Genomic DNA, 25,195 nt, shown 5'->3' on the forward strand with positions numbered 1-25,195 from the left:
ACAAGATAAAGCTCATAAAAAATGGACCAGTATTCGCGACTGGTCCAAAACCTTATTAGCTCTATTGGTGACCTGTTTTTCCATAATCTTGCTTTTCCGGGCACCAATGAGCCCTATTGGTGACCCAGTTTTCCAGAATCTCACTTTTCCGGGCTCCAATGAGCCCTATTGGTGACCCGGTTTTCCAGAATCTCACTTTCTCGGGCTCCAATCGGCATCTATTAATTACCGGATTCCCTGCTTATCAAAATTTCTTATACTTCCCTTCTCATTGCCTGAAGAACATCAACTTTAGTGGCACGCTGTGCAGGACGCAAGCCAGACAGAATCGTGACAAGGTAGCAGATGATAAAGCTGATGATTGGCAAGGTGTAAGGGATATGGCTAAAAATCAGCCCTTCCGGAGGTTCTTCACCGAAAGCCTGCTTGATGATCAGCGGCAGTCCAAAATTCACTATGAAACTGATGGCATAAGCAACAAGGGTTCCGACCGCTGCCCCGATCAGTCCGATATAGCTGCTTTCGAGCAGGAAAATCTTTTTGATCGTCTTTGGATTAGCTCCAATGGCTTTCATGATGCCTATGTCAGGTGCTCTTTCTGTAACCGCCATGGTCATGGTATTATAGATCCCGATTGAAGCAATGATGATTGCGATAGTCCCTATAAAAATCAATCCCGCTTTTACGATCGTGAACATGACATTGACATCTTTCAGCTCATTAATGACCGAATAGGATGGGTAATTATTTCCTTCTAATTTTGCCGTAATATCTTTCACTGCTTCCATATCTTTTGCATAAATTTTCACTTGATCATACTGATCAGCTGGGATAGTTGGCAGTTCCATGTCCGGGTTGTTAAGATCCTTCAGCATTCCGCGTGGAGTGCCAGTGTATTCCTCCACCTGCTTAAGGACTCCTTCAGAAACAAATACTACATTGTCATAAATCCATTCCTTTGTTGGTTTCTTGCGGATACCGACTACCTTTACTTCCAAAGGTTTTATTACCTCTTTGCCGTCTTCATACTTGATAACATCCATGTTGATTTTCTTGCCGACCAACTCGCCTTTATAACGGAATTCTTCTTTTATCTGTCCCTTTTCATTGTAAAGATCTTCAGTTATCTCTTTATTTGGGCGAAGATCCTGGAAGAAATGATACCCAACGACCACTTCATTCTCTGCTTTCGGAAGCCGGCCTTCCGAAAGTTCGAGACCAGCTTTTGTTTCAGATGGCATATGGGCAACCACTGCCTGGGCATTTGTCTGGTGTTCATCCGCTTCAAACCTATAATTCTGCAGGTTTTTCCTTCTTGTCACAGCCTTGACATCCTCTATTTCTTCAAAGTAAGAAATGTCCTCATCCGTCAGCTGTCTGAAGCCATTATTAGACTCCTCTTTTCCAGGAACTTCGATTTCTGTCACAATTCTTCTTTCAAGCGTTTCTTTTACGATTGATTTATGGAGACCAAACCCCACTGAAGCAAGCACAATCAGGAATGCTACGCTCATAGCCGTGGCTAGTATGGTCATGAACAACCGTGTCCGGTTCTTTTTCATATTTTGCCTGACGAATTGAAATTGATCTTTAAGCCTCATTTGCTAGTACCTCCTCTACAACTTTGCCATCCCTTAATTCAATAGTACGATGGCCAATTTGAGCAACCTTGTCATCATGGGTAATGATTAAGAATGTAAGGCCAAGCTCTCTGTTTAATTTAATGATGAATTTGAGTAAATCTTCTTCTGTTTCCGAGTCCAGACTGCCGGTGGGTTCATCAGCAAGAATGATTGGAGGATTGACAATAAGTGCACGGGCGATGCTCACCCTTTGCTGCTGCCCTCCTGAAAGTTCGCCAGGATAATGATCCCGGTAGTCAGATAATCCCACCATATCAAGGATTTCATTGGTTCTAAGTTTCCTTTCCTCCTCTTTCACTCCCTTAAAAATAAGAGGAAGCTCAACATTCTGATAGGCCGTCATACTTGGGATCAGTTGGAAGCTTTGAAAAATGAACCCCAGATGCTCAATCCTGAAATCGGCAAATTTCGTTTCGTTTAGAGTAGAGGTTTTAATCCCATTAATCGTGATTTCTCCATCTTTTGGCCTTATAAATCCACTGACAAGGTTGAGTAGTGTAGATTTACCTGAACCGCTCCTGCCTACAATCGTCACGATTTCCCCTTTGTTCACTTTTAATGAAACATTCTTCAACACAGGAATAACTGTTTTTCTCCCTTTTTTGCCGATTTCAAATTCGTGGCTCAAATTGTTTATTGAAATCATTGACGCACCTCTTCTTCAAAATTTTTGAATTAATTGTATTTTTTACCACCAATTATGCCAAAAAAAATAGGCGATTGGTTAATCGCCCAAATAGAACTATTAGGCTGGGTACTTCTCTGACATAACTTTTTTCAATTGTTTCCGAGCTCTGTGCAGACGTGTTTTGACTGTGCCTGATTTAATATTTAATCTGCAGGCGATTTCATCCTCTTTTAATCCGTATTGGAACCTCAATACCAGTACCTGCTGATACTCACTCGTCAGCAAGTAGAGCATATGCTGGATTTCCTCTTTAAACAGGATGATTTCGACTTCCTTTTCAAGCGATTGATTTGTATCATAATCACTGAAAATTTGCTCCATGATGCTCTGGTCAGATGGAAGCCATTTTCTTCTTTTCTCTGCCCGCAGATAATCAATGGCTGTTCTTGCAGCGATTGCCGCTAACCATGAACCAATTTTATGCGTATCAATGATGGTATCTGCTTTTTTATATGCCTTTATGAAAGTCTCCTGGACTACATCTTCTGCAAGATGTTTGTCTTTAGTAATCCTGAAAGCAATTTGACAAAGATTTTTACCGTGGATTCTGTAAAGCTCGTCAAAATCAATCTTAGCCATATCCATCCCCCTTGCCCTGTTACTAATCTTGCAAGCTTCGCTGCTTACAATTTTTGTCTAGTAATTTTACTTGAAATGCTCCTTGATGAATGCTGGTACATCTTTACCGCTAAATGTACGAATCTCTTTGTGACTCCCTGTTTTGTATACGAAAATGGCGGTATACGGTTCTTCATTAAACAAGCCATAACCTGCGTTCTTGATCGCTGAGAGCACCTGATCATGTTCACTTATTTTAAGGGCGTTTTCATCGTTCATAATACGATTAATTATTTCTTCTTCATGAAATTCTTTGAATTGTTCCTGTTCTATTGAATCATTTGTTACGACAATATGGTCTATATCATCAGGTGTCACAATTGCTTCTTTCAGCATGCCGTTTTCCTCCAGCCATGAGAGGAAGCTTTTATATGAATGCTTCAATTCAATATGTTCGTAATTGTTTATACCTGACATAATTTCAATCGATGATGTGTTACCTTTTGAATAATAATCAATGGAAAAAGGTTCTTGCTCAATCTCATTTTTCAAAATTTCGATAGCCTGGTTAATTTTCTCCTCATCGGTAATCGTCAACGGGCTTTCTGTTATGTGTTTGTTTATTCTAATCGAGGTAATTTCATCGGTATTCATTTTAAAAATAGGCTGGTGTGCATGCTTATACTCTAGTGACTCATAAATCTCTCTCATTTGGGACTCATAGTCGAATCGATCGATGGTGTACTGGCGAACCAGTTTATCGCCATTTTTCAATTCATAAATAAAGAGAGCAAATTCCTGGGAGTCCATTGCTATTTCATTCGTTTTTTCATTCTTAATGATACTTTCATGGAACTTCCGGACTGCCTCAATATTTTCTTGCTGGGATATTGGTTTTGGCGCAAATCGATCATTCGGGTCCATATAAACTTGATTCGCGTAAGTAACACTTTTGATTTCATCAAGTTCTGGCACCTTTTTTTCATATGGAGCAAACGCTTGAGTGGTCAAGACCAAGACCGCCATCGAAACTGCAAAGTATCCAAGACCTTTAACCCTTCCAAAAACCCTCCATGTTTTCTGAAGAAGCATGTCGGCAGCGAAGTATCCGATGATCCCGCCAGCTGCGTATCCAAATATCAGCCAGGCAAATTTATTCTGCATTGCATCGAAATACATGCCGCCCAGAAGCATCATGCAGAAAGCCACACCGTATTTAAAAACAACCTTTAAAGCTCTAAAAGCAATTGCTTCCGAAGCCGCTTCTATATTCCTTTTTTTATAGATTAGCAGGGACAGGACATAGGATATAATCACAAACACTGTATACAAGAGGACTGCTTTTGCAGATATTGCCTGGCCCTCTAAAATAGTCAAATGGGAAATAGGTGAAAGATATTCTATATTCCTAATCTGATAATAATCACTAGGAAACCCATACAGCATTAACCCAAGATTATAAATGATCAGCAGGGTGAACCCAGCGGGAAACAGGAGCATGATGTATGTCAGGACACCCTGGACCACAGAGATTCCCGTCACCATTGCTATAAAAACTCCTGACATATAAAGTACAGCGTTAAACAAAATGGCGATTCCAGTCCAACGGAAGATATCCTCAAGCTGAAAATAAAGATTCAGGTCATATACACTGTGAATAATGGCTGTAACCAACGCAACTAAGATGACCGGAACAATCAAAAATGCAAAGCCTGTTAGAGTGTAAAAGTGAAAGAGATGCTGTCGTTTCAAGGGCAAACTATGAATTAAATCCGCTGCCTGTTTGACGTGCAGGAAACGGTAAAGAAAGATTGCCATAATCACTGGTACTGTAATGAACATAATGAACTGTATGGAAAAATTGAAATCAAACAATCTTTGCACCGGCATGAAATCACGGTAGTTCTCACCAGAATAAATCATCAAAATCCTTAATGGGATAGCAAAAAATAAAACCAGAAAGTAAATGACAGATATCCAGCCGATGTTTCTTCCAACCTGGAGGATCATTTCTTTGTTAAACAATGATATTTTTGATTGCATAGCCGATATCCCCCATTTCATATATAAATATTTCTTCTAGTGTCAATGGGAGGATATCAAAAATAACGGGCTCAGTCTGGTTGATAACCTTCTCGATTTCTTCCTCTTTCCCCCTGATGATGCATACCATGACACTCCCCCTTTTTTCGCAGTGGAGCATTGTCAGTTGATTTTCCAAATGTTTTGGTGTTTCTCCTCTATAAGCTACCTGGACCTTATGTATATCAGATTTGAGATCATCAAGATCTTTTTCCAGCAGGAGTGATCCATGATGCAAAATTCCAATATGGTCGCAAATATCTTCAATTTCCCGCAAGTTATGCGAGGATATCAAAATCGTCATCTCCCTGTCGGCGACATCCTGTATCAAGAGGTTCTTTACTTTTTTTCTGGCCACAGGATCCAATCCATCCATAGGCTCATCCAGGATCAATAACTCTGGCATCGTAGATAAGGCAAGCCAGAATGCAGCCTGTCTTTGAATGCCTTTTGAAAAAGTGTGCAATTTTTTGTTCATGCTGAAATCGAAAACTTCGGCTAATTTTAAGAATCGATCTTCATTCCAGGATGGGTAAATGCTTTTATAAAACTTCGCCATCTGCTTGACTGTGTACTGCGGAAAGAAATAAGGCTGGTCGGATATGTAAAAGATTTTCTCTTTTAATACCTGGTTTTCAAAAATCTGCGAGCCATCCAAAAGCACCTTACCAGAGTCTTGTTTATAAATTCCAGCCAGCAATTTAATGATGGTTGTCTTCCCTGCACCATTGGATCCGATCAGCCCATATATTGAGCCTTTATTTATCGACATATTGACGTTTTTTACAGCCTCATGTTTTTCAAATGTTTTATTGATCTCAATCATTTGAATCATCTTGCCCGCTTCCCCCTTTCGAACCATCAAAGCTTCTAATCATCTCATGCAAATCTGCTGCAGGAATGCCCAGATACAATGCCTCCTGCAGCATCTTCTCAAGATCTTGCTTCACTTGCAGAATTTTATCAGCATCTTTGCCAGGGTCCACAGAATTGACAAAACTCCCTTTGCCCTTTAAGGAATAAATGAATCCCTGTACCTCAAGCTCCCTGTATGCCTTTTGAATTGTATTCGGGTTAATTGTCAATTGCTGTGCCATTTGACGTACGGAAGGCAATTGTTCATCAGGTTTGAGCACTTCATTTATGATCAGCTCTTTCATCTTATCTACCAGCTGTTCGTATATCGGTTTTCGGCTCCTCAGGTCAAGCTCAAACATAATGACCCCCTATCTGTACTAAGTGTACTATTATTATTAATACAGTTTAATTATATGTCAGCTTATACCAAAATAATAGGGGGTAATTTCTTAATAATTTCTTAAGGAAAATTAAGAAATAATATTCACGATGTTTTTTAATGGATAGATTATCTATTTAGTGTAATTTTACACAAAAATTAAGTGAAATCACAATGTTTTTTATGTAAAAATTTACAAGAAAAGCATCCTAGCTTTACCTAGAGTCCTAAAAAACCTTTCCAATAAACAACTTCAAATCCAAAATACATTAAACATGACCAGCTTAACCATAATAAAACGGGAGGTGAAGAAGTTGAAATGGTTACTGGCAATTGGACTTATTCTTTCGAGCAGTACAGCAGATAATCATGATGAAATAGATTTAGTTTGGGATGGCGAATCAATTATAGAAGTGCAGCGGTCAGACTTTTCGATTCCATGGTTTGGTTATCCAATTCTTAACCATACGATGCTGGAAACATTAAATAAACAGCTGTCTCTGCAGATTAAGAAAGAACCCACAAATGCAGGTTTGGATGATTACGGAAAAATCATACCTGAAGATGTAGGATATATTCTTGATGAGAAAAAGTTCAAGAAAGAATTCACGGCAAGTTTTTTTGAGCAACATCATTCAAGTATACAAGTCCCCACTTTACCTATTTATCCGAAGGTTGACAGTGAAATCATCGCCAATATTCGAACGAATCAAATTGGCCATTATATAACCTATTTCAATAGCAGAAACAAAGAACGGACACATAACATCAACCTAGCTGCAGAAGCGATTAACAACCATGTTGTTTTTCCCGGGGAAACCTTCTCCTTCAATAAGGTTGTCGGCAAACGTACTGCCTCAAAAGGTTATCAGCCTGCACCCATCATTGTCAGAGGAGAATTATCAGAGGGAATTGGCGGAGGTATTTGCCAGGTATCATCGACCCTTTTTAATGCTGCTGACCGTTCTGGAATGAAAATTCTCGAGCGATATTCCCATAGCAAACAGGTTCCCTACGTTCCTCCAGGCAGGGACGCAACAGTCAGTTGGTATGGTCCGGATTTTACATTTAAAAACAAATACAATCAGCCCATTCTGATCAGGGCAAGAACTTATCCCGGAAAAATGATTGTGATGATTTACTCATCTGATGAAATCAATATAGAAAAACGAAAAATACCCAGTACAGACAGCAATATATCCATTCCCGAAGAAGCATTTTAATTTACGAAGGAATCCTTGCAAACCAAGGATTCCTTTAATTTTACAGGAAAACCTTTACAATGATGTGAATCTTTACGTACACTATTGGTAATAGATGGTTATGATATTTTTATAGGATGTGAGATAACTTGCCTAAAAAAAAGAATACAACACCTGTAAGGGTTAATATTTTGTTCTTTTCAGTCTTTATTCTCTTTTCAATGCTGGTCCTCCGTCTAGGAATCGTGCAAATTGTCCATGGCGAAGATTATAAACGCGAAATTAATCGGAAGGAAGACGTGACAGTCAATAATCCTGTCCCCCGCGGGAAAATGCTGGACAGAAACCATAAGGTGATTGTTGATAATAAGCCGCTAAATGCTATTACATATACGAATGAGGGTGCTTCCCAGAAAGAAATGCTGGAGGTTGCCGCAAAGCTGGCCCGAATCATTGACAAAGATACAGATAAAGTCCGGGAGAGAGATATGAAGGACTTCTGGATGATCAAGTATCCCGAAGAAGCAAAAAAACTAATAAAAACAAAAGAAATGGAGCTTTTTAAAAATAAAAAGCTTAGAAATAAAGATTTATATAAACTGCAAATTGAAAGAATTACAGAAAAACACCTTAGTCAACTAACTAAGCAGGATATAGAAGAACTGGCCATTTTCAGCATCATGAACAGCGGCTATAAATTTGTACCGCAAATCATCAAAAACAAGGACGTCACACGGAAAGAATTTGCGGTGGTTAATGAAAATCTGGCATTGCTTCCTGGCGTTAATGCTGCCACAGATTGGGACCGGGAATATAAATTTGAGGAGACCTTCAAGCCAGTACTAGGCAGGATTACAACCAGCAGTGAAGGCCTTCCGGCTGAAAGACTCGATTATTTCATGTCACGTGGCTATACAAGAAATGATCGTGTCGGAAAAAGCTATCTCGAACTCGAATATGAGGATGTTCTTCAAGGAAAAAAAGAAAAAGTTGTGAATGTGACTGATAAATCCGGTGAGCTTTTGGAAAAGGAATTAGTATCAGAAGGCCAGCGTGGAAAAGATTTAGTACTTAGCATCGATATGGATCTCCAGCTTGCTGTAGAGGAAATCATTGAGAAGGAACTTTGGGCAGCAAAAAGTTCTCCGGGGACAGGATTACTCGACAGTGCTTATGTTGTATTGATGAACCCAAGCACTGGTGAAATATTGACAATGGCAGGGAAGAAAATTGTAAAAAATAAAAAGACAAAAGAAGTTTTCCTCGAAGATGATGCGTTGGGCAACATTTCCAAAACTTTTAACGTTGGTTCTGTAGTCAAGGGTGCGACTGTTTTGACAGGCTATAAAGAAGGTGCAATCAATTCATCTACCAGATTTGATGATAGAGCACTCGAAATAAAAGAAACTCCGATTAAAAAATCATATACTTATTTAGGGACCCCGAATGATATAGAGGCATTGAAACTGTCATCGAATGTATATATGTTCCACACCGCAATCCGAATTGGAAATGGTGTTTATCGCTATCAGCAAACTTTGAACCTAGATCCCAAGGTCTGGGATACGATTCGAAATTCCTTCGCCTCTTTCGGGCTTGGCATCCGTACAGGTATTGACCTGCCAAATGAACAAACCGGAGCAAAGGGACCAAATAATCCAGTTGGTAAAGTACTTGATTTGGTTATCGGTCAATATGATACGTATTCAAATATGCAGCTTGCCCAGTATATCTCTACGATAGCCAATGGGGGCTACCGAATGCAGCCAAGGATCGTAAAGGAAATCCGGGAGCCTTCCAACCAGGGCGAAGAGCTCGGTCCGATCTATAAATCCTTTGCTCCAAATGTACTCAACGATATTGACATAAAGGATCAGTGGCTTGAACGTGTCCATACCGGTTTCAAAAAAGTTATGCAGGAGCCCGGCGGTACGGCATATCGATACTTCAGCACAGCATCTTACTCGCCTGCTGGGAAAACCGGAACTGCAGAGGCTTTCTATGATGGCCAATACCGTGTAAAAGGTGAGAAGCTCATTCAAACGATGAATCTTAGCCTTGTTGGCTATGCACCATCCGACAATCCCGAAATCGCTATGGCTGTAATCGTACCGTGGGCCTACCAGGGCAATGTTGATCACGGAGCCAATAAAAAAATCGGCCGTGCTGTGATGGATGCATACTTTTCCTTGAAAAACGGAACTAAAAAACCTGCTGATGAAACTGCTGAATAATAGGTGGTCCTTTCGCAGGACAAAGAAAAGCTGTGCCAAATATGGCACAGCTTTTCTTCTTCTAATCCAATTCTTTTTGTTTACAATTCTTTCGCAAGAGAAGGTTTTTTCATGTCAATGCTCTCAAATGCGGCGCCAATCTTCTCTTCACCTTGAGTGAACTTTTCATCTGCAGCATCAAAAGCTGGAGCATCTTTCTTTAGCTCTTCTGCTTTTAGCCTATATGACTCTGCAATATCGGCTAGAGCAGCTTCAAGATCTGCTTTTTGATCCTTCAATTCAGCTGGGACTTCTAGTCCTTCAACCTTTGCAGCAACTGCAGCTGCAGATTCACTAGCTGCTCCCTTTAATTCTGCTTGAGCCTCTGGATCCTTCTCGCCCTCATATGCATTAAGGTCAGCATCAGCATCGTTAATTGTTCTAACAATGCTCATGTAGAATTTGTACATTACACTCTTAGGATTAACAGCTGGCTCTACAGCCTTTTCTGTTTCTTTCTTTTCTGGTTGTGCTTCTTCCTTTTCTGCTGAACATGCAGTCAGCCCAATTGCGAATGCAATCACTGACAGTAAAATTAATAATTTCTTCATACTTATACTCCCCTTCAAGCTATATATATGGCTAAATGTGAAATCCAAATTTCACACAGCTTTTTCATTATAAAGGGATTATTTAACAAACTCAAATGATTTATGGTCCAATTTATTAAAAAGTCCCCACTTGCCAAAACGCAGTGACGAATTACTTTTTCACCACTTTAACATGATAATGAATTCGTTAGTATCCCTTTTGAAATGATACTTCTCTCTAAAACCCATTTTTTCATATAACTTAATTGCCCTTATATTAAATCTAGACACAGTAAGCCTGAAAATTGAATGTGAGCCTGATGCAGTCAGCTCATTTAATACAAATGAAAAGAATAAGTAACCTTTCCCTTTTCCTGTTAACTTAGGGTGCATTCCTATTCCAACGTCAATTGCAGGCTCAGTATATGCACCCAGCATTCTTCCGGCAGGAACCTGGGCAGAATGGCCACTGCAATAAAACCCTATCAGATCCCCTGTTTCGTCTTCTACCGCGGTATATCCATCATTCAGTAATTCATATATAGCATCATCGGTAACCTCATTGTTATATAAATCATACGGCGGGGCATACTGCCAGTTTATAATATCCAGTGCAAGCTCTCTCGTCATTTTTCTGCTATATAACTTCAAGACTTTTCCTCCAGTTTAACTATTTTGTCATTTTTTCGTAATAATAGGTTTAATAGATTCCTCTGTGGGAATATATGTAGTAACAAAACAAAAATCAACTAATGACAGGAGCGATTACATAATGATCACTACATTCGCATTACTTGGAGGAGCTTTCGCAATCGCCGCTGGACTAAATTTCTTCGCAGTTAATGAAAATGCATTTATAGATGATGAAGCAACTAACTAAGAGACGCTGATTGCAGCGTCTCTTTTTCTGTGATTTTGAACATTTCTTGTATTTTTAATCTGTCGCAGGAAATACTAGACTGAAAGAGAATTAGTAAAACATAAGCGTCTAGCCTCATATCTATTAAGGAGGTACGGTAAATGCAGACACCAGATATATTATCAGGTGAACAGGTCATATTGTGCAAGATTAAAACCCAAGATTTGGACATATGGTGGGGTCTGATCCACAATGGCGAACATCCTGAATGGAAAAAGTGGGATTCACCCTACTATCCTCTTAGGCGGGTAAGCCTTGATAAGTTTAAAGAACAAATGACGAACCTTATTCATCAGGGATATGACAGAAAGTACCTCATTAAAGCAGACGAAAAAATTATCGGAATGGTGACATATTTTTGGGAACATGAATCTTCACAATGGCTGGAAATCGGAATTGTCATCTATCTTCCAGAATATTGGAATGGCGGCTATGGGACAGATGCACTAAAATTATGGATTGCACACCTTTTTGAAACCTTCCCTATTCCAAGAATCGGATTTACAACCTGGTCCGGCAATTCCAGGATGCTTACGGTCGGTAAAAAACTAGGAATGGTTGAAGAGGCTCGAATCAGAAAATGCCGTCTCTATAACGGAAAATACTATGATTCAATAAAAATGGGATTATTAAGGGAAGAGTGGGAAGCTCAGCAACATTCATGAATTGAATGTGTAAGGAACTTCTTTAGAAATACTTAAAGCACTCCCAAAAAAGGCTGAAATAGCTTTGAACTCCAAGCATATTTAGCCTTTTTCTATGATGTCACCCCAGAATACTGTATCAAAGAATTCTGGCCATATAGAGCTCATCTATATATTGGCCATCTACAAGCAATGAATCCTTCTTCACTCCTTCAACTTCAAAGCCCATCTTTTTGTATAAAGTGATTCCTGCCCTATTCTCCGACATCACCGTTAATTCAAGCCTGCGAATTCCAGCTTCTTTTCCCCAGCTAAAAAGCTCTTCAAAGAGCATTGTGCCAATCCCGGCACCGCGGAATTCTTCCTTTATTCCAATAACAAGATAAGCTGTATGCTTATTTCGGCTTGCACTTCCTCCCTTTGCAATTAAATATCCTGTCAGTTCATTAACAGATTCAGCCAGAAAAATATTAGAGTTTATTTCAGCCGTAAATGCCTTTATCATTTTCCTTTGAGCTTCTGGATTGAATTTTCTTTCACCAGGCCCAAAAAGCATGAAATTAGTGGTATTTTCAACCTCTCGGATGAGGGTTGCAAAACTCTCTGTATCTCGTTCTTCCACTTGCCGTATGATCAATTAGATCTCCTCATTTCACTAAATATCTATACTCTTTTCAAAAAAAACAGAGGATTATCCTCTGTTTTAAGAAAATATGCTCTTAATGCTATCAATTAATTCTTTAAAGAAGTTAGAGACTGATTCCAGGAACCCTTTGTCTCCAACTGCTTCCTCGATCCTCTTTTGGATATCAGTTGAAAGGTTTTCCAACTGAGTTTTAACATTATCAAAATTGATGTTCAAGTCTCGCATCTTATTGAACAAGTCAACTAGAAGCTGTCGGTCTTCAGGGCTAAGCTGTATCTCAAGGGATTTTAGCTTTTCATCAATAATTTTCTCAATTTCTTCTTTTGTTGCCGGATTTTGAGCAGCAATCTCTTTTTTGATTTCTGTCAGGAGCTCACTCACTTTATCCTGGTCAAGCCCCTCTTTTTTTGCCAGTCTTGTCGCCAGGTTCAGTTCCTGGTTCGCAACTTCGGTCCGATCCTTATCCAGAGACGTTCCTTCACCCTCATCATATGCCTTATAAATTCCCACAAGAGCCGAGTGGCCAGTAACCTTGACCGGTGAAGCGACATCTACAATAGCGTCCTCAATTCCAGCAGTCAACAACGCGTTGGCATACATCTCGTCAGTAACCTCAGTAATATTCTCAGGAGTGACCTGATTGATTACCAGTCCCTCTCCAGTATCCTTCCTAGTAATTTTGGCAGATGAAAACATATTCGAATGTTCATCTCCGTCAATATAGGTTACAAGATCTTTTCCTGTTACGACGATTTCCTTAACTTTCGAAGAATCTTTGACTCCCAGCAGATTCCTAACTTCATCTTTTTGCTGATCAGACAGTGCTTCCCCATACACAACAATTGGAGGTCCGTATTTTTCGTTAATAACTTCCTCATCATTGTCATTGGAAGCTAGCACCGGAAAAGCTGCGCCTCCAATTACAAATGCAATAAGACTAATCAATGCTGTGAATTTCAATATACGCTTTACAATCATGTTTGGGTTTCTCCTTTTCTATAACTGTCTCTTCCAATTACTTTCAAGGTCAAAAATTTAATTACCCTCTAGTAATCTTAACCTTTTAACTAGAACTCTAGCTGTCTTAATATTATGCCTTTACCCTTCTTTGATAGAACATATAAATGCTTGAATCAATTTTCTTCTGCTTTTTAAAAGTTGAACAGCCAATTATCCATAGTCCCCATCTCTTAAATGTTCTCTATTTATTACGAATTTTTATGTATAAAAGTTTCAACAAAAAAGCAATTTCCCTTTATAGGAAATAAGTACATTACGATTTATTATTCTGAGGAGCCTGTTTCTTTTAGATATATTTCATTTTCATTTAAAAATCTAAGAGTTTCTGTAGATTGACTCCCGCTTCCAAACCCATTATTATCTGGATAAGATGGATACTCAATGGTTCCGTCAGTTAATGTTGACTGCCAGCCAAAGTAATATTGAGCTGGCGGATAAAAATCAGCAAATAAAAAGTCCGGTTTCATTGCTTCCATCAGCTTTATTTCTGCTTCAATATACTCTTGCCATTCTGGAGGAATTTGAGAGTAACCATATGACTGCTCGCCGACCTCCGACCTGAAATCCATCTGAACACCTGGACTATACTGATGTTTTCCCTCAGTGATGGAATAGCCGAGGTCCTTCATCAAATAAAACGTCAGGTAGTCCAAATCATTTTCAGGATGAAAATTCCAAATGACATAATAAGTCTCCGGATCTTCAGAGTCAATCTTCCAAATTTGCGGCATACTTCCAACCGAAAAACTTGTTAATTGCCACTCGTGATTCCTCCATTCCCAAAAGCTTATCCCATGACTTTCTGTTTCTGTAATAAAAGGAATAAACACATGCTTATCATCAAGAAAAATGGTGTCCTGGATTTCAGCTGCATGGATTCCATTATTAGAATTCCCCAAGGTATATCTAATTTCCTCTTTGTCAGGAAAGGCTGTTAGGGGAGCAAAATAATACCAATAAAGCACTCCACCTGCAATTAATACTATAAATAACAGAAGAAAGCGCACATTTTTGCGCATAAAGCTACTCCCCCTCTTTTAGAAATGTTTTTTCTGCACGAAAGTATACTTGCTTTTGGCCTGTAGAAACCAGTATCCCTTTACCATCTCTTTCGATAAATATTATTGCTTGGATACCGCTTCCCCATTTTGCCTCAGCACCCAAAAGTTGATACGGGAATCTTTCTTCCTGCTTTGGACGTTCAATGCCAGACTCAAAGGCTGTTTGATACCATTTATCACTATATACAGGCTTTTCTTGGATGCTGGCTATTTGATTTTGTAGAGATTTCATGTCTAATACTTTATCGGAAGCAGACGGATGCGTTTTGTTAATATATCCTTTGTTGATTTCTGAAAGATAGGTTGATAACTCATTATTGGGATAAAAGCCTGAATGCACTAGTGGAAGGATGAGCGACCCTGCCAAAAATATATAATTGGCCAAAAAACCTAACCAGGCATATTTCCGATACCGGTCCCAGCTTATGCCTTCATTTTTCCGTGAATAAATCCCATATAAAATCCATACACCAAGAGGAAGAATGGCTAGTTTTATCTGCTGGTCCATATATGGCAGGTTAATAGAGAAAGAGAATAAGCCAACAAAAATGACAATTCCCAGCTTCCAAATTATTGGTTTTACATCCTGCTTCCTATAAATCCGCCTGGCCAGTATAAAAATTGCAACCCAAGCCAATAAATTCAAAACAACCCCCTGAGCATTCATATATAAACACCTCTTTTTCTTTTATCCCTTACTCCTAACTGAATAGACTGATGATAAAATATTTCGTCAGCGCTAGGTATTCTCTTGTATATGACTTAATTACTGCCTGAATTGGCGTCTTTGCAGGTAAACCATCTAATGTCAATTCTTCACTATTTGCAATCATCTTTGCTCGGTAAATATGAAAATCATTTGTCACTACTAAGCCGACTTCTGCTTCTTCAGGTATGATTTCTTTTGAAAATCGGATATTTTCATAAGTGTCAGTTGACTTATTTTCCAGAAGGATTCTTGATTCTTCAATTCCATGTCCGATCAGTTCCCTTTTTATTGATTCGGCTTCAGATATATCCTCCCCTGGTCCTTTGCCGCCAGAGGCTATTGCAATAGTCTCGGGGTTGTCTTTTAGATACATTGCTGCATGGTCAATTCTGTATTGCAGTGCCAGTGATGGAACAGTTCCTTTCACACGCGCTCCAAGAATGATTATATAATCTGCATTCTTTGGCACATCCATTTTAGCGTTTTCAACTATTTTATAATGCAGAAAACCTACATAGAATACTGAAATGAGGAGGCATGCAGCCACAAGCTTTTTGAGCAATGCTTTTTTTTTCATGATTATCCCACCTTCAAATTGCTAATCTAATATTACCATCGTTTTCCATAGAAGGTTTGCAATTTTCTTGAAAAAGGATAAAAAACCTCAAAAATCGACTGTTACTCCGAATAAATTCACGATCCCATTTCCATATAAGATAGTATGGCAGTGTTTTTTCACTTTCTTTGCCGAAAGCCAACTAGTTTTGTCACCATGAAAGGAAAAGATAAAGAAAAAGCGAAATTTTATTATAGTGAGGAGGGATTAAGATGAATACTAGCGCAGTCGCAAAGCTGCTCGGAGTATCACCGAGCACAATTCAACGCTGGGTGAAGCAGGCGAACCTTCAAATGGAGCGAACGGAGTTGGGGCATTATCAATTTTCTGAAGAAAGCATCGAGGTTTTAAAGGATATCAAAGACCAGCTTAATAATGGGGTACTGTTGCAAGACTTAAAAATTAAAGGAAGAAAGCACAGGAAAGCAGCCATTCCTGCTGTGAAACCGGATTTCTCAGTAGAAAAGCTGATGAAAAGAATGGAGGAAATCGAAAATAGGCTGGACAGAAAGGCAGATGAAGTAGTATCTTATCAAATTCTTCAGCATCGCAGGGAAATTGAGGAACTGCAAAATGAGATAGGCAGGCTGAAAGAATTGATTACAGGAATGGCAGAAGCTGCAGCACAGCAGGAAAAATTGGCCATGGAGGAAAACCAACCATCTTTATCACCTATTTCACCCTTAAGGAAATTCAGGAAGCGAAATATAATCAGTTCCTTTTTTGGATTTTAATTTGGCACATCAGGGATGTGTTTTTTTTTGCCAAATAAAAAACAGACCCAGAAAACCTGAGTCTGTTTTAGATATCCTTAGTTAGACTTTCTGTACGTTTGTCGCTTGAGGGCCACGCTGCCCTTGTTCAACATCAAATGTAACTTCTTGTCCTTCATCTAAAGATTTGTAACCTTCTCCCTGGATTGCTGAGAAGTGTACAAATACATCTTCCCCGCCTTCACGTTCGATGAATCCAAAACCTTTTTCGCTGTTAAACCATTTTACTTTACCACGTTCCACAATTGTTGCCTCCTAGCGATTAAAAAAATTGCAATTTAACCTTGCGTGATTATTATATCCTTCATAAAAAATTTTAAACCTAAATTGAATATTTTTATCGAAGGTTTAGCTTCCGGCAATTTTTTTATATGTTTTCTCATCGCATATGACGAACATCTGTGTACCTTCGGGAACTTGTTCATTATGTTTCCTGGCAATATCAAGCGCCTCTCCGTCTGAAATGAGTGTTGCACCCATGTCAAAGAGCTCCATGGCTGCTTGTTTGTAGGTAGACCAATGCGGCTTCTTCTCGATCTTATAGAGGTTTTCCCCTTCCATATTGCTGAGCAGCTGTTTAAACAATTTGCTCGATCCAGGATAGATTGCCGCCTGAGCCATAAGTTTAGATACCGATTCGTTGGATAAAATAAATTCATCAATGTTGGCATGTTCGAACAAGGCAATATGCTTTTCCTTCATGATTTCTGCAATCGTATAAATATTTCTATTGGATTGTTTCGAAATATGCTCTACCCTTGATGCAATAAGCAGAGTTTTTCCATCAGCATATTCTGGAAGTTCAATACGATCATCTGTAAAGACTGCTACAGACTTAGACTCTAATATATTTGCCTGCATAAGAATTTCTTCTTCTGCAGGATTTCCACTGACAAAATGAACGCGGTCATGCTGCACTGGCGACTCATTGCTATGATCGACGATGACTATATCACACTTTTGATTGGAGTTCAGGATTTCCTCAACGACATTCTTCAGTTTATCCCTAGAGGAACCGATCAGTATATAATGGTCCTTTCCTTTATAGGTCAACTTCCCTTCCTCCTTCATTCTTTTATATAAAGTCAAACTATCAAAGATTTTTCCGATGATAATACCCATTGCACCAATCCCGACTGTATAAAGCAGTAACATAGTAAAAATCCTGCCAAAATCACTGCTGGGTGAGTAATCACCGTAACCAACAGTTACAACCGTTGTCATTGTCCACCAAACAGCATCGAGGTATCTTGGGAAAGTGTCAGGCTCTAGTGTTTTAATAATCAAACTGCTTAATAAAATCACACCAAGTACGATCAAGGTGAGTTTAAAAAGGCTGATTTTCAGCAATTTCGTAAACAACCTTTGTAAAATCCACATGGATGGACCTCCTTTCTCTTAAGCCAATCCCACTGGTAAAAAGCAAGAAAGGTTGTTTGTAATTTCTCCTCCGACACGGTATCCAAGCGCGGATGGTTTTCCGCAAACAAGAAAGCTTCCGGTCAGTATATGACCCTGTTTCTTCCCTTTTTCCGAAAAATAAGTCGTTGAAGGCAGTTCGATATACTGCTGAAAAATGGATGGTACATCCTGGTAGTTCTTGTGTTCTTCTTCCATTATCAGGTTACCAGTTGAGCTGTAAATCTGTACTGTGTCTCCTTCTCTTCCGAAAATCGGCTTTTTGACAAATGATAACTGTCCTTTGTAAAATGGCTCCGCTTCTAAATATGTTGGAAGGAAATATTCTTCAATCCACTGATGCTCTTCAGTTGTGAAAAAGGGATCCTTATTTTCATGTAATCCCCATATGACTGCCTGCACAGCTTTATTCTGCAATAAGAAGGCAGATGGAGGATTGATCATTGCCAATTTCTTTGTTTTTACCAGCTCAAGCAGCCATAAACCGATTTTATTCCCTGAATCGTCTTCATCCATGATAAGGCTTTCTATCGGGAATGTCTGACGGTATAGGATATCAATTTTGCGCCCTGTTTCATCATAAAGCCCAGTCTCCGGTATAATCTTTAGTTTATCTAGTGAGATGAACCTCGAAGGCAGACCATATAAATCCTGCAAATATAGGACTGTATTTCGGTCTTCAATGTTGTCTTCATGCGCGGTGAAAACCACATATGGCTCTATCTCCTCCAGCCATTTGGCTGATGAATCGACAGCAGACCTGACAGCTCTGGCCAGCTGATCTTCCATTCCCTCATTTGGGTTCCCAAGACCAAATTGAGCAGCTACAGAACCATTTACGCTAAATAATTCCTTAATAAATGTTGGAGTATCAGAATTTATCTCGATGCACTTGTATGTATTTTCACTTTTAATCAGATCAAGCCTAGCAATTACGCTTTCAACATTTAACGTCCTGAGCCTTATAAAATCGAGGGTTTCTTCCGGATACCCAAGTTCCCTTAAGGTATCCGGGCTAACATTTCTAAGAAGTTCACTAACTTTGAAAAATATTTTCCCAATCCTATTCGTACAAATCCTGATTGCTTCAGCTTCCCGCCGATCAATGGGCGAAATATCATATAATGCATATTCCTCACCATACAAATCTGGCCAGAAATTCTTGATTCCTCGATAAAAGTGTTCTCTCTTTGTTTTGTGGTTTTTCATGGAATGCCTCCTATTCCATGTCGTTTTCATCAATGGCCTTTACATACAGAACGTAAACTCCCCGATCTTCATCCACTTCGGTAGAAGTAACAGCCATCTGGCCAAAGCCAGGAACATCAACAATATCCTTTAATAAAAAGCGGATTACATCAAGATGAGTTCGGCAAGGTACAGCTGAAAGCAATTTATAATTCTCACTTTCTTTGTACCTGCGGAATTCCACGTGGATTCCCATTCCCCGATAACTTTTCTCATCAAGGACATAATTGTTCCTGCCCCGGTCCTCAAGGACGAGGATCTCTTCATCCCCAACCATCTCATTGGAAATCAGTTCATACTGGGTTCCTTTAATAATGAAATAAGTACAAAGCTGGCGGGCATAAAACTCATCGATCCCGACATTCGGGATTGTATATTCGTATAATGGTTCATAGTTGTCTTTTCCATCATGAATGAAGTAAGTGAGCTTTTTCATGGATGCTTTCCCCTCCTAATAAGACAGACTTTTTGCGACAATCCACCCTACTGCAAGCGAAAGTGTGAAGAGAATGACACCCACTGAACGGTTATCTTCTTCAATCGCTTTTTGGAGACTATATCTCACCGTGACAACCTCAGCGACAAAGAATACAATGATTTGCGTAAAAATTCCAATGGAGCCCCAAATCGCCATATCGAGGAGGGATATCGAATATTCAGCAGCTGCACCAAGCACGATGGCAAGTCCCAGCATTTTCCCTCCAAGTGAAAGAGCAGCTGTTATATTTCTTTTGCCAATCAGTTCAAACTCCTTAATTTTTGGAGTAGCCAGCACGAATAAGCCGACACCCGCGGTTAGCAAAAGCAATCCAAGTCCTAAATAAGCGGCAAAATTCAAATATAAATTCATCTTTGTTTCTCTCCCTTAACCGCCAGTAGTGCTTCTTGACCCGCTGCCGAATCCTGAACTGCCCTTTGGCGAAGTATTTTTATAATTGCTGTCCAGTCTTGCTCCTTTGAATGAGGAACTGTTCTTATACTTCATATAATCATTGCTCTTATAGAGTAATGATCGGTTCGCAAAGAACATGCCAGCGAAAAAGTAATGTCCAAAATATGGAGAGTTGTTATCATCACATTCCCAGACACCATCTTCATTGTCCCATTCCCAGTCTGAACAATCGGTCCCTTCTGGTACGGGAGGGATATCCTGGCCCTGTTCAGAATTCCAATCCTGTCCTTCATCGCCGGATACATCTGGTTCCCAATCACGGTCCGGAATGGCCTGTGGATTGTTATTGCAACCAGCAAGCCCCATCATCAAAGCCGTAGCAGATATACTCGCGATAACCTTTTTTGTTTTGCCCATTTATTTCACCTCTTTCTTATTGACGTAAATATTTACGGAAGACCTGGGAAAAAGTTTCAAATTCCTTCTTACTTTCCAGATAACAACCTTCCTTTTATTGTAACACTTTCCTCTTGCAGTGATGCTGAATTCTTCAATTAGTATGGTACCTCCTTCCTGTGCTCCACTATTAAAGTGTGAATGATCTGGGTTCGCTTTTTTCCTGTTAACAATCAATCTTGCCCATAGAAAAATTCCTCGAAATTAAATTCCTTTATTTCCGCGTTTCCTAATGCGATTTTTGCTAAAATAATTTCAAATAGGCATAAACCTGCTAACATAATGATTCCTGCAACCATAACGACACTCCTTTGTAATATGTTTGCATATACAATAATTTATGGAACGCGTTTCAGGTCAAGAATAATCTTTGCGAGGTTTTTAAATGGCTAATATCAGAGAAATTGCCCGACTGGCAGGAGTATCAGTTTCCACAGTGTCACGCGTGCTGAATAACCATCCATATGTCACCCCGGATAAACGGGAAGCAGTGATGAAAACCATAAGAGAACTGGATTATAGTCCAAACATTAATGCTGTCCATTTATCCCGAGGCAAGACAAATATGGTTGGAGTCGTACTGCCAACGATCAATCACCCATATTTTTCTGAACTGCTGGAAGGAATCGCGGAAGCAGCGATTAAGCATAATATCCAGCTGGTTATCTTCCAGACAGGCTATAACCTGGAAAAGGAATTTGAAGCATTAGAACAACTTCGAGGCCACCTTATTGATGGAGCTATTATTGCTTCACGCGCTATTCCATATGACTCACTTTTAAAGTATAAAGATGCAGGACCGATTGTGTTATGTGAGGATTCTGATCAAGACGAGTTTCCTTCGATTTCAATCCAGCATGTTGCTGCATTCAACCTTGGATTGGAATATTTACTTTCCAATGGACATGAGAGGATCGCCATCTGTCTTGGAAGACTTGAAGGAACAAATAGCAAGAAGCGTCAGAAGGCATATGAGGAAATGATGAAGATGATTGGCCAGAAAGTTCATAAAGAATGGATTATTGGTAAGTGTTTACTCATTCAGGATGGAAAAAAAGTGGTGAACCGATTTTTAAAAATGAAAGAAAAGCCAACTGCTTTTCTAGTCGGTAATGATCAAGTTGCAGCCGGAATTATCACGGAAGCCAAAAAACAAGGCCTTAATGTACCTGAAGATTTAGCCGTATTGAGCTTTGATAATCACCCAATATCCGGAATTTTGGGAATCACGACAATCGACATACCCACTAAACAATTAGGTACAGATGCCTTTAATGCATTTATCAAGCGAACTGGCGATGGTAAATATGCCAAGAAGGTCACCCTGCCATTTAAATTAGTTCAACGACAATCAGTTTAGGACAAAAATCAAACCTGCCAACTTTGGCAGGTTACTTGTTACTGTATTCTGCTTTTACGATCTATCAGCTTAATGGTATCGTCTGTCATGTAATAATCGTGGGAATCCATTAAAATGGCTTTCAATGAGTCTGGGACCCTATTGGTATCATAACCACAAACGGAGATTAAATTTGTGGATTTAATTATTGCGTCTGCTTTTTTTTCGTAATCCCCCAGATTCTTGAAGATTTGGTCCTGTTCTCTCCATTCCACATGAGCCCATGTCTGTACCGGGATATTTTTTTCCAAAAAAGGCGCAAGCATATTGTCTAAATAACTTAAAATCGTTTCCTTATTGAAGTTGCCACGATAGCAATAGAAGTCATAATTGTTAATGGTGTGTATCATTTCCTGTTGTTGCTCGTCAAATTCAAGTTTGATTCTATTCTGCAGTTCAGGCATAATCCTGTCATTTTCTATGATCATGATGTGGTTGCCCAGACCGATAGCCGCTGCAGCATAGATTACCAGATTTTCAACATATTTCTCTTCATTTTCAAAAGTATAAAAAATATGTGCTCCATTTTCTTTTACAGTCGAGATCAGGTCCTCGATTCTTTTGTGCATTGTATCAGTCTCCTCCTGAATTCAAGGGAAACAAACAATGAATTCGCATATTCAAATATACCCTTTATATTAACATATTTCTTGCCGATAATCGATTAAACTTGTTTATGATTCAATCAAGTCCAGTTATACATACGGATTTAAATACGATTATTTTCACAAGTATTATGGGTGGGTTCTGTCTTAAAGGAGTGAATACTTATTCACGAAAAGTGCCTACAAAAACTCACCGAGCATTTAATGTTCGGTGAGTGAAATTAGTTAGTCCATAACAAAAGTCTTGAGTTTACCGGCTTTAGTGTTTAAATCACTTAAAGCTTCTTTATATTCTGTTTCTAACTGGCTAATGATTTCCGATGCGGATTGAATTTTCTCAATGGCTCCAACACCCTGCCCTGCTGACCAAATGTCTTTCCAGGCTTTAGCATTTGTCTCTCTCTGCATCGTATCAAAATTAACAGTATCCTTTTTCTTTAGAGTTTCAGGGTCCAGCCCCGCCCTAACAATACTTGGCTTCAGCATATTCGCTTTGACACCTGAGAAAGCATCGGTGAGAATAAGGTCTTCTTGTGTTGCATCGACCACCATCTGCCTATATTCATCATTCGCCATGCTCTCTTGTGCCACAATGAATCTAGTCCCCATATAAGCAAGGTCTGCTCCTGCTGCCTGGGCAGCAAGTACTGCTCTTCCAGTGGTGATTGAGCCTGCAAGAACAATAATCCCATCCCAGAAAGTCCGTACAGAATCCACAAATGCGAAGCTATTCAGTTCCCCAGCATGGCCACCTGCTCCATTCGCGACTAAAATCAGCCCGTCAACTCCTGTTTCTGCGGCTTTTTTTGCGAACTTCACATCACTGACATCAGAAAAAACAAGGCCTCCATATTCATGGACAATGTCTACCACTTTCTTAGGACTGCCAAGTGAAGTGATGACCAATTGAGGTTTATGCTTTTTGATCAAATCAAGCTCTTCTTCAAGCCTGCTGTATGTACTATGTACCACCATATTCATAGCCCAGGGTGCCACTTTCCGTTCTGGCTCTTGTTTTTTTGCTTCTGCTAAATCGGCATTCAACCTTCCCATCCATTCGTCAAGAACATCAATTGGTCTGGCATTCGGAGCTGGAAATGACCCAATTACTCCATTTTTGCAGCAGGAACTAACCAAATCAGGACCTGAAACAAGAAACATCGGGGCAGCTATTGCAGGAACAGAGAGTTGGTCCCACCAGTTTTCCGGAATAACTTTACTCATCGTATCATCCCTTCTACATTTCTAAATTTTCTGAATATCTATATCATAGTTTAACTTACTGCTTTTTTCAATCTTGATGAAAATTTATTATCTTAAAAAAAGGCTTTTCTCGCATGGATTGTTCCTTTTTGTACACGTACCTACATTTTAAGCAAGTAGCAAAGATAGCTTAAGGCTGTTTTCGTAGAGAATTTTGTTAAAATCCTAAAGCCCATTTTAACGTGATAAAAGCCATTTTGTATGCCGGTACTAAGTTTGCAAGCTCTTTTCTCATATAAACGTTAATTATGTAAAGAAACTAGGTAAGTCAATCCTATTTTGTAGTCAATAGCAACAAAGTTTGAGAAAAGAGCCTAGAAAAGGGCTTAAAAAAGAATCCCCACATCAATGCGAAGGATCCTTGCGATATTTTTGCTGAAATTTTTTTAAGCTGTTATGAATTCGATTTATAACGGTGTTAGTTCCCTTTTCTGGTTCTTTTAAATACCTTCGCCAAATAAATTGACTTCCTTCCTCTATCAGCAGCAAAACAACAATCGGCAGTAGCAAGAGCCAAATCCAGTTCCACATATTTCAGGCTCCTTTCAAATGGATATAATATCCTATTCATTTCTTTACCTCAAAATGTGCGAATCCTAAACATTAACTGGTTTTAGGTTGGGGTCTTGTATTCCATTCAAATGCATCCTTCCACTGCAGATATTCTTATAATATCTTTAGCAGATGGATTTGCTTGTCTGCTTTGTGCACCCCTTTTTATTTTTTCTATCTTTTTTCTAATCTTTCGGAAATGTCATCACGGTGAATGAATATGATGATCATTACGAGTATGGCTGAACCTAAAATGGCAAGGTGATGGATTCCCAGGAAATAAAAAAATACAGGAATTAAAACAAAGGAACCCAGTCCTGCAAATGTAAAACTCTTTAAAAAGGGATAAAGAAAAAGAAAACCGAAAATAATGACCAAGGCTGTTAACGGTTCGAAGGCGAGCATGCCTCCTATGAATGTTGAGATCCCCATTCCACCTTTAAACTTTAAAGTAATTGGCTTAACATGGCCAAGTATGGCAAATCCCAATCCAGTTAGTATGAATTCAGGCGGCAGTTTTAAATAATCACCAAGAAGGATTACAATTGCCCCTTTTAGCGCATCACCAAGAAAAGTCAAAACAAATGATGCCTTTCCATGTACCCGGCCTGCATTCCTCGCTCCAACGTTGCCGCTGCCCTCAACTCTTATATCCTTTCTCCCAAGGAACCTAACAACGAAATAGCCGGCCATCAAGCTGCCAACAAGATATGAAGTTAAAAAGTAACTAAAAATAATCATGGCAACACAACCTGTCCCA

At 39.3% G+C, this 25,195-nt stretch carries 29 protein-coding genes; 5 read left to right on the forward strand and 24 right to left on the reverse strand.

The annotated features are described in order from the left end of the window. Nucleotides 1-254 precede the first annotated feature (254 nt). From J7I80_RS03550 to J7I80_RS03575, 6 genes are all read right to left on the reverse strand, one after another. Nucleotides 255-1,601, reverse strand: a complete 1,347-nt coding sequence (locus tag J7I80_RS03550; protein ID WP_214736026.1) for an ABC transporter permease — start codon at nucleotides 1,599-1,601, stop codon at nucleotides 255-257. Then, on the reverse strand, nucleotides 1,591-2,289 hold the full coding sequence (locus J7I80_RS03555; protein ID WP_214736027.1) for an ABC transporter ATP-binding protein: 699 nt from the start codon (nucleotides 2,287-2,289) through the stop codon (nucleotides 1,591-1,593). The genes J7I80_RS03550 and J7I80_RS03555 overlap by 11 nt, the downstream gene beginning before the upstream one ends. 99 nt (nucleotides 2,290-2,388) lie before the next feature. Continuing rightward, nucleotides 2,389-2,910, reverse strand: coding sequence for an RNA polymerase sigma factor (locus J7I80_RS03560; RefSeq protein WP_251027571.1), 522 nt, complete (start codon nucleotides 2,908-2,910; stop codon nucleotides 2,389-2,391). Nucleotides 2,911-2,976: 66 nt separating this feature from the next. Then, on the reverse strand, nucleotides 2,977-4,932 hold the full coding sequence (locus tag J7I80_RS03565; protein WP_214736028.1) for a DUF6449 domain-containing protein: 1,956 nt from the start codon (nucleotides 4,930-4,932) through the stop codon (nucleotides 2,977-2,979). After that, on the reverse strand, nucleotides 4,907-5,806 hold the full coding sequence (locus tag J7I80_RS03570) for an ABC transporter ATP-binding protein (protein WP_214736029.1): 900 nt from the start codon (nucleotides 5,804-5,806) through the stop codon (nucleotides 4,907-4,909). The genes J7I80_RS03565 and J7I80_RS03570 overlap by 26 nt, the downstream gene beginning before the upstream one ends. After that, nucleotides 5,790-6,188 carry a GntR family transcriptional regulator gene (locus tag J7I80_RS03575; protein ID WP_214736030.1) on the reverse strand — a complete coding sequence of 133 codons (399 nt, stop codon included), beginning with the start codon at nucleotides 6,186-6,188 and terminating at the stop codon, nucleotides 5,790-5,792. Before J7I80_RS03575 ends, J7I80_RS03570 begins: the two co-directional genes overlap by 17 nt. Nucleotides 6,189-6,522: 334 nt before the next feature. Between J7I80_RS03575 and J7I80_RS03580 the strand changes: the two genes are divergently transcribed. Next, nucleotides 6,523-7,431: a VanW family protein gene (locus J7I80_RS03580; RefSeq protein WP_251027572.1), complete on the forward strand. Its 909-nt coding sequence runs from the start codon at nucleotides 6,523-6,525 to the stop codon at nucleotides 7,429-7,431. 200 nt (nucleotides 7,432-7,631) lie between these two features. Continuing rightward, nucleotides 7,632-9,644, forward strand: a complete 2,013-nt coding sequence (locus J7I80_RS03585) for a peptidoglycan D,D-transpeptidase FtsI family protein (protein ID WP_214736140.1) — start codon at nucleotides 7,632-7,634, stop codon at nucleotides 9,642-9,644. A gap of 80 nt (nucleotides 9,645-9,724) precedes the next feature. Here the strand turns inward: J7I80_RS03585 and J7I80_RS03590 are convergent, their stop codons facing one another. Together J7I80_RS03590 and J7I80_RS03595 are read right to left on the reverse strand one after the other, a co-directional pair. Then, a complete protein-coding gene (locus tag J7I80_RS03590; protein ID WP_214736032.1) occupies nucleotides 9,725-10,234 on the reverse strand; it encodes a hypothetical protein in 510 nt (169 codons plus the stop codon). Between the two features lie 159 nt (nucleotides 10,235-10,393). Next, on the reverse strand, nucleotides 10,394-10,864 hold the full coding sequence (locus J7I80_RS03595) for a GNAT family N-acetyltransferase (RefSeq protein ID WP_251027573.1): 471 nt from the start codon (nucleotides 10,862-10,864) through the stop codon (nucleotides 10,394-10,396). Nucleotides 10,865-11,233: 369 nt separating this feature from the next. Between J7I80_RS03595 and J7I80_RS03600 the strand changes: the two genes are divergently transcribed. Continuing rightward, on the forward strand, nucleotides 11,234-11,797 hold the full coding sequence (locus J7I80_RS03600) for a GNAT family N-acetyltransferase (RefSeq protein ID WP_214736033.1): 564 nt from the start codon (nucleotides 11,234-11,236) through the stop codon (nucleotides 11,795-11,797). A gap of 118 nt (nucleotides 11,798-11,915) precedes the next feature. On the opposite strand, the gene J7I80_RS03605 is transcribed toward J7I80_RS03600, so the two are convergent. From J7I80_RS03605 to J7I80_RS03625, 5 genes are all read right to left on the reverse strand, one after another. Next, nucleotides 11,916-12,413, reverse strand: a complete 498-nt coding sequence (locus tag J7I80_RS03605; RefSeq protein WP_214736034.1) for a GNAT family N-acetyltransferase — start codon at nucleotides 12,411-12,413, stop codon at nucleotides 11,916-11,918. 66 nt (nucleotides 12,414-12,479) lie between these two features. Next, nucleotides 12,480-13,400, reverse strand: a complete 921-nt coding sequence (locus J7I80_RS03610) for a DUF1002 domain-containing protein (protein WP_214736035.1) — start codon at nucleotides 13,398-13,400, stop codon at nucleotides 12,480-12,482. 305 nt (nucleotides 13,401-13,705) lie between these two features. Further along, on the reverse strand, nucleotides 13,706-14,461 hold the full coding sequence (locus J7I80_RS03615; protein ID WP_214736036.1) for a hypothetical protein: 756 nt from the start codon (nucleotides 14,459-14,461) through the stop codon (nucleotides 13,706-13,708). Nucleotides 14,462-14,465: 4 nt separating this feature from the next. Next, nucleotides 14,466-15,149: a hypothetical protein gene (locus tag J7I80_RS03620; RefSeq protein WP_214736037.1), complete on the reverse strand. Its 684-nt coding sequence runs from the start codon at nucleotides 15,147-15,149 to the stop codon at nucleotides 14,466-14,468. 55 nt (nucleotides 15,150-15,204) lie between these two features. Beyond that, nucleotides 15,205-15,789, reverse strand: coding sequence for a YdcF family protein (locus J7I80_RS03625; RefSeq protein WP_214736038.1), 585 nt, complete (start codon nucleotides 15,787-15,789; stop codon nucleotides 15,205-15,207). 251 nt (nucleotides 15,790-16,040) lie between these two features. On the opposite strand from J7I80_RS03625, the gene J7I80_RS03630 reads away from it, so the two are divergent. Beyond that, the gene (locus J7I80_RS03630) at nucleotides 16,041-16,562 is read left to right on the forward strand and encodes a MerR family transcriptional regulator (protein ID WP_214736039.1); all 522 of its coding nucleotides are present in this window, start codon (nucleotides 16,041-16,043) and stop codon (nucleotides 16,560-16,562) included. 81 nt (nucleotides 16,563-16,643) lie between these two features. Here J7I80_RS03630 and J7I80_RS03635 read toward each other — a convergent pair whose 3' ends face one another. From J7I80_RS03635 to J7I80_RS23440, 7 genes are all read right to left on the reverse strand, one after another. Next, nucleotides 16,644-16,844 (reverse strand): cold-shock protein, encoded by a 201-nt coding sequence (locus tag J7I80_RS03635; RefSeq protein WP_101641882.1) that lies wholly within the window; start codon nucleotides 16,842-16,844, stop codon nucleotides 16,644-16,646. 105 nt (nucleotides 16,845-16,949) lie between these two features. Further along, complete coding sequence (locus J7I80_RS03640) at nucleotides 16,950-17,981, reverse strand: ion channel (RefSeq protein ID WP_214736040.1); 1,032 nt, start codon at nucleotides 17,979-17,981, stop codon at nucleotides 16,950-16,952. 18 nt (nucleotides 17,982-17,999) lie between these two features. Further along, nucleotides 18,000-19,229, reverse strand: coding sequence for a glutathionylspermidine synthase family protein (locus J7I80_RS03645; protein ID WP_214736041.1), 1,230 nt, complete (start codon nucleotides 19,227-19,229; stop codon nucleotides 18,000-18,002). 10 nt (nucleotides 19,230-19,239) lie between these two features. Continuing rightward, the gene (locus J7I80_RS03650; protein WP_214736042.1) at nucleotides 19,240-19,704 is read right to left on the reverse strand and encodes an RNA helicase; all 465 of its coding nucleotides are present in this window, start codon (nucleotides 19,702-19,704) and stop codon (nucleotides 19,240-19,242) included. 15 nt (nucleotides 19,705-19,719) lie between these two features. Then, a complete protein-coding gene (locus tag J7I80_RS03655; protein WP_192471644.1) occupies nucleotides 19,720-20,118 on the reverse strand; it encodes a DUF350 domain-containing protein in 399 nt (132 codons plus the stop codon). Nucleotides 20,119-20,133: 15 nt separating this feature from the next. Further along, entirely contained in the window at nucleotides 20,134-20,577 is a 444-nt protein-coding gene (locus J7I80_RS03660; RefSeq protein WP_214736043.1) for an aminotransferase yhxA, read from the reverse strand. Between the two features lie 212 nt (nucleotides 20,578-20,789). Next, nucleotides 20,790-20,915 carry a hypothetical protein gene (locus J7I80_RS23440; protein ID WP_285289111.1) on the reverse strand — a complete coding sequence of 42 codons (126 nt, stop codon included), beginning with the start codon at nucleotides 20,913-20,915 and terminating at the stop codon, nucleotides 20,790-20,792. An 86-nt stretch (nucleotides 20,916-21,001) separates the two neighbouring features. On the opposite strand from J7I80_RS23440, the gene J7I80_RS03665 reads away from it, so the two are divergent. Then, nucleotides 21,002-21,976: a LacI family DNA-binding transcriptional regulator gene (locus J7I80_RS03665; RefSeq protein WP_214736044.1), complete on the forward strand. Its 975-nt coding sequence runs from the start codon at nucleotides 21,002-21,004 to the stop codon at nucleotides 21,974-21,976. Nucleotides 21,977-22,014: 38 nt separating this feature from the next. Here the strand turns inward: J7I80_RS03665 and J7I80_RS03670 are convergent, their stop codons facing one another. The 4 genes from J7I80_RS03670 to J7I80_RS03685 all read right to left on the reverse strand — a co-directional run bounded on the left by J7I80_RS03670 (nucleotide 22,015) and on the right by J7I80_RS03685 (nucleotide 25,176). Further along, nucleotides 22,015-22,584, reverse strand: coding sequence for an MEDS domain-containing protein (locus J7I80_RS03670; protein ID WP_214736045.1), 570 nt, complete (start codon nucleotides 22,582-22,584; stop codon nucleotides 22,015-22,017). A gap of 261 nt (nucleotides 22,585-22,845) precedes the next feature. Beyond that, nucleotides 22,846-23,844: an NAD(P)H-dependent flavin oxidoreductase gene (locus J7I80_RS03675; RefSeq protein ID WP_214736046.1), complete on the reverse strand. Its 999-nt coding sequence runs from the start codon at nucleotides 23,842-23,844 to the stop codon at nucleotides 22,846-22,848. 384 nt (nucleotides 23,845-24,228) lie between these two features. Then, nucleotides 24,229-24,414, reverse strand: coding sequence for a hypothetical protein (locus J7I80_RS03680; RefSeq protein WP_214736047.1), 186 nt, complete (start codon nucleotides 24,412-24,414; stop codon nucleotides 24,229-24,231). 195 nt (nucleotides 24,415-24,609) lie between these two features. Then, complete coding sequence (locus J7I80_RS03685) at nucleotides 24,610-25,176, reverse strand: glycerol-3-phosphate acyltransferase (RefSeq protein ID WP_214736048.1); 567 nt, start codon at nucleotides 25,174-25,176, stop codon at nucleotides 24,610-24,612. Nucleotides 25,177-25,195: the final 19 nt, after the last annotated feature.

Source organism: Bacillus sp. ISL-41, from assembly GCF_018613235.1.
In the GTDB taxonomy this organism is placed as follows: Bacteria; Bacillota; Bacilli; order Bacillales; family Cytobacillaceae; genus Mesobacillus.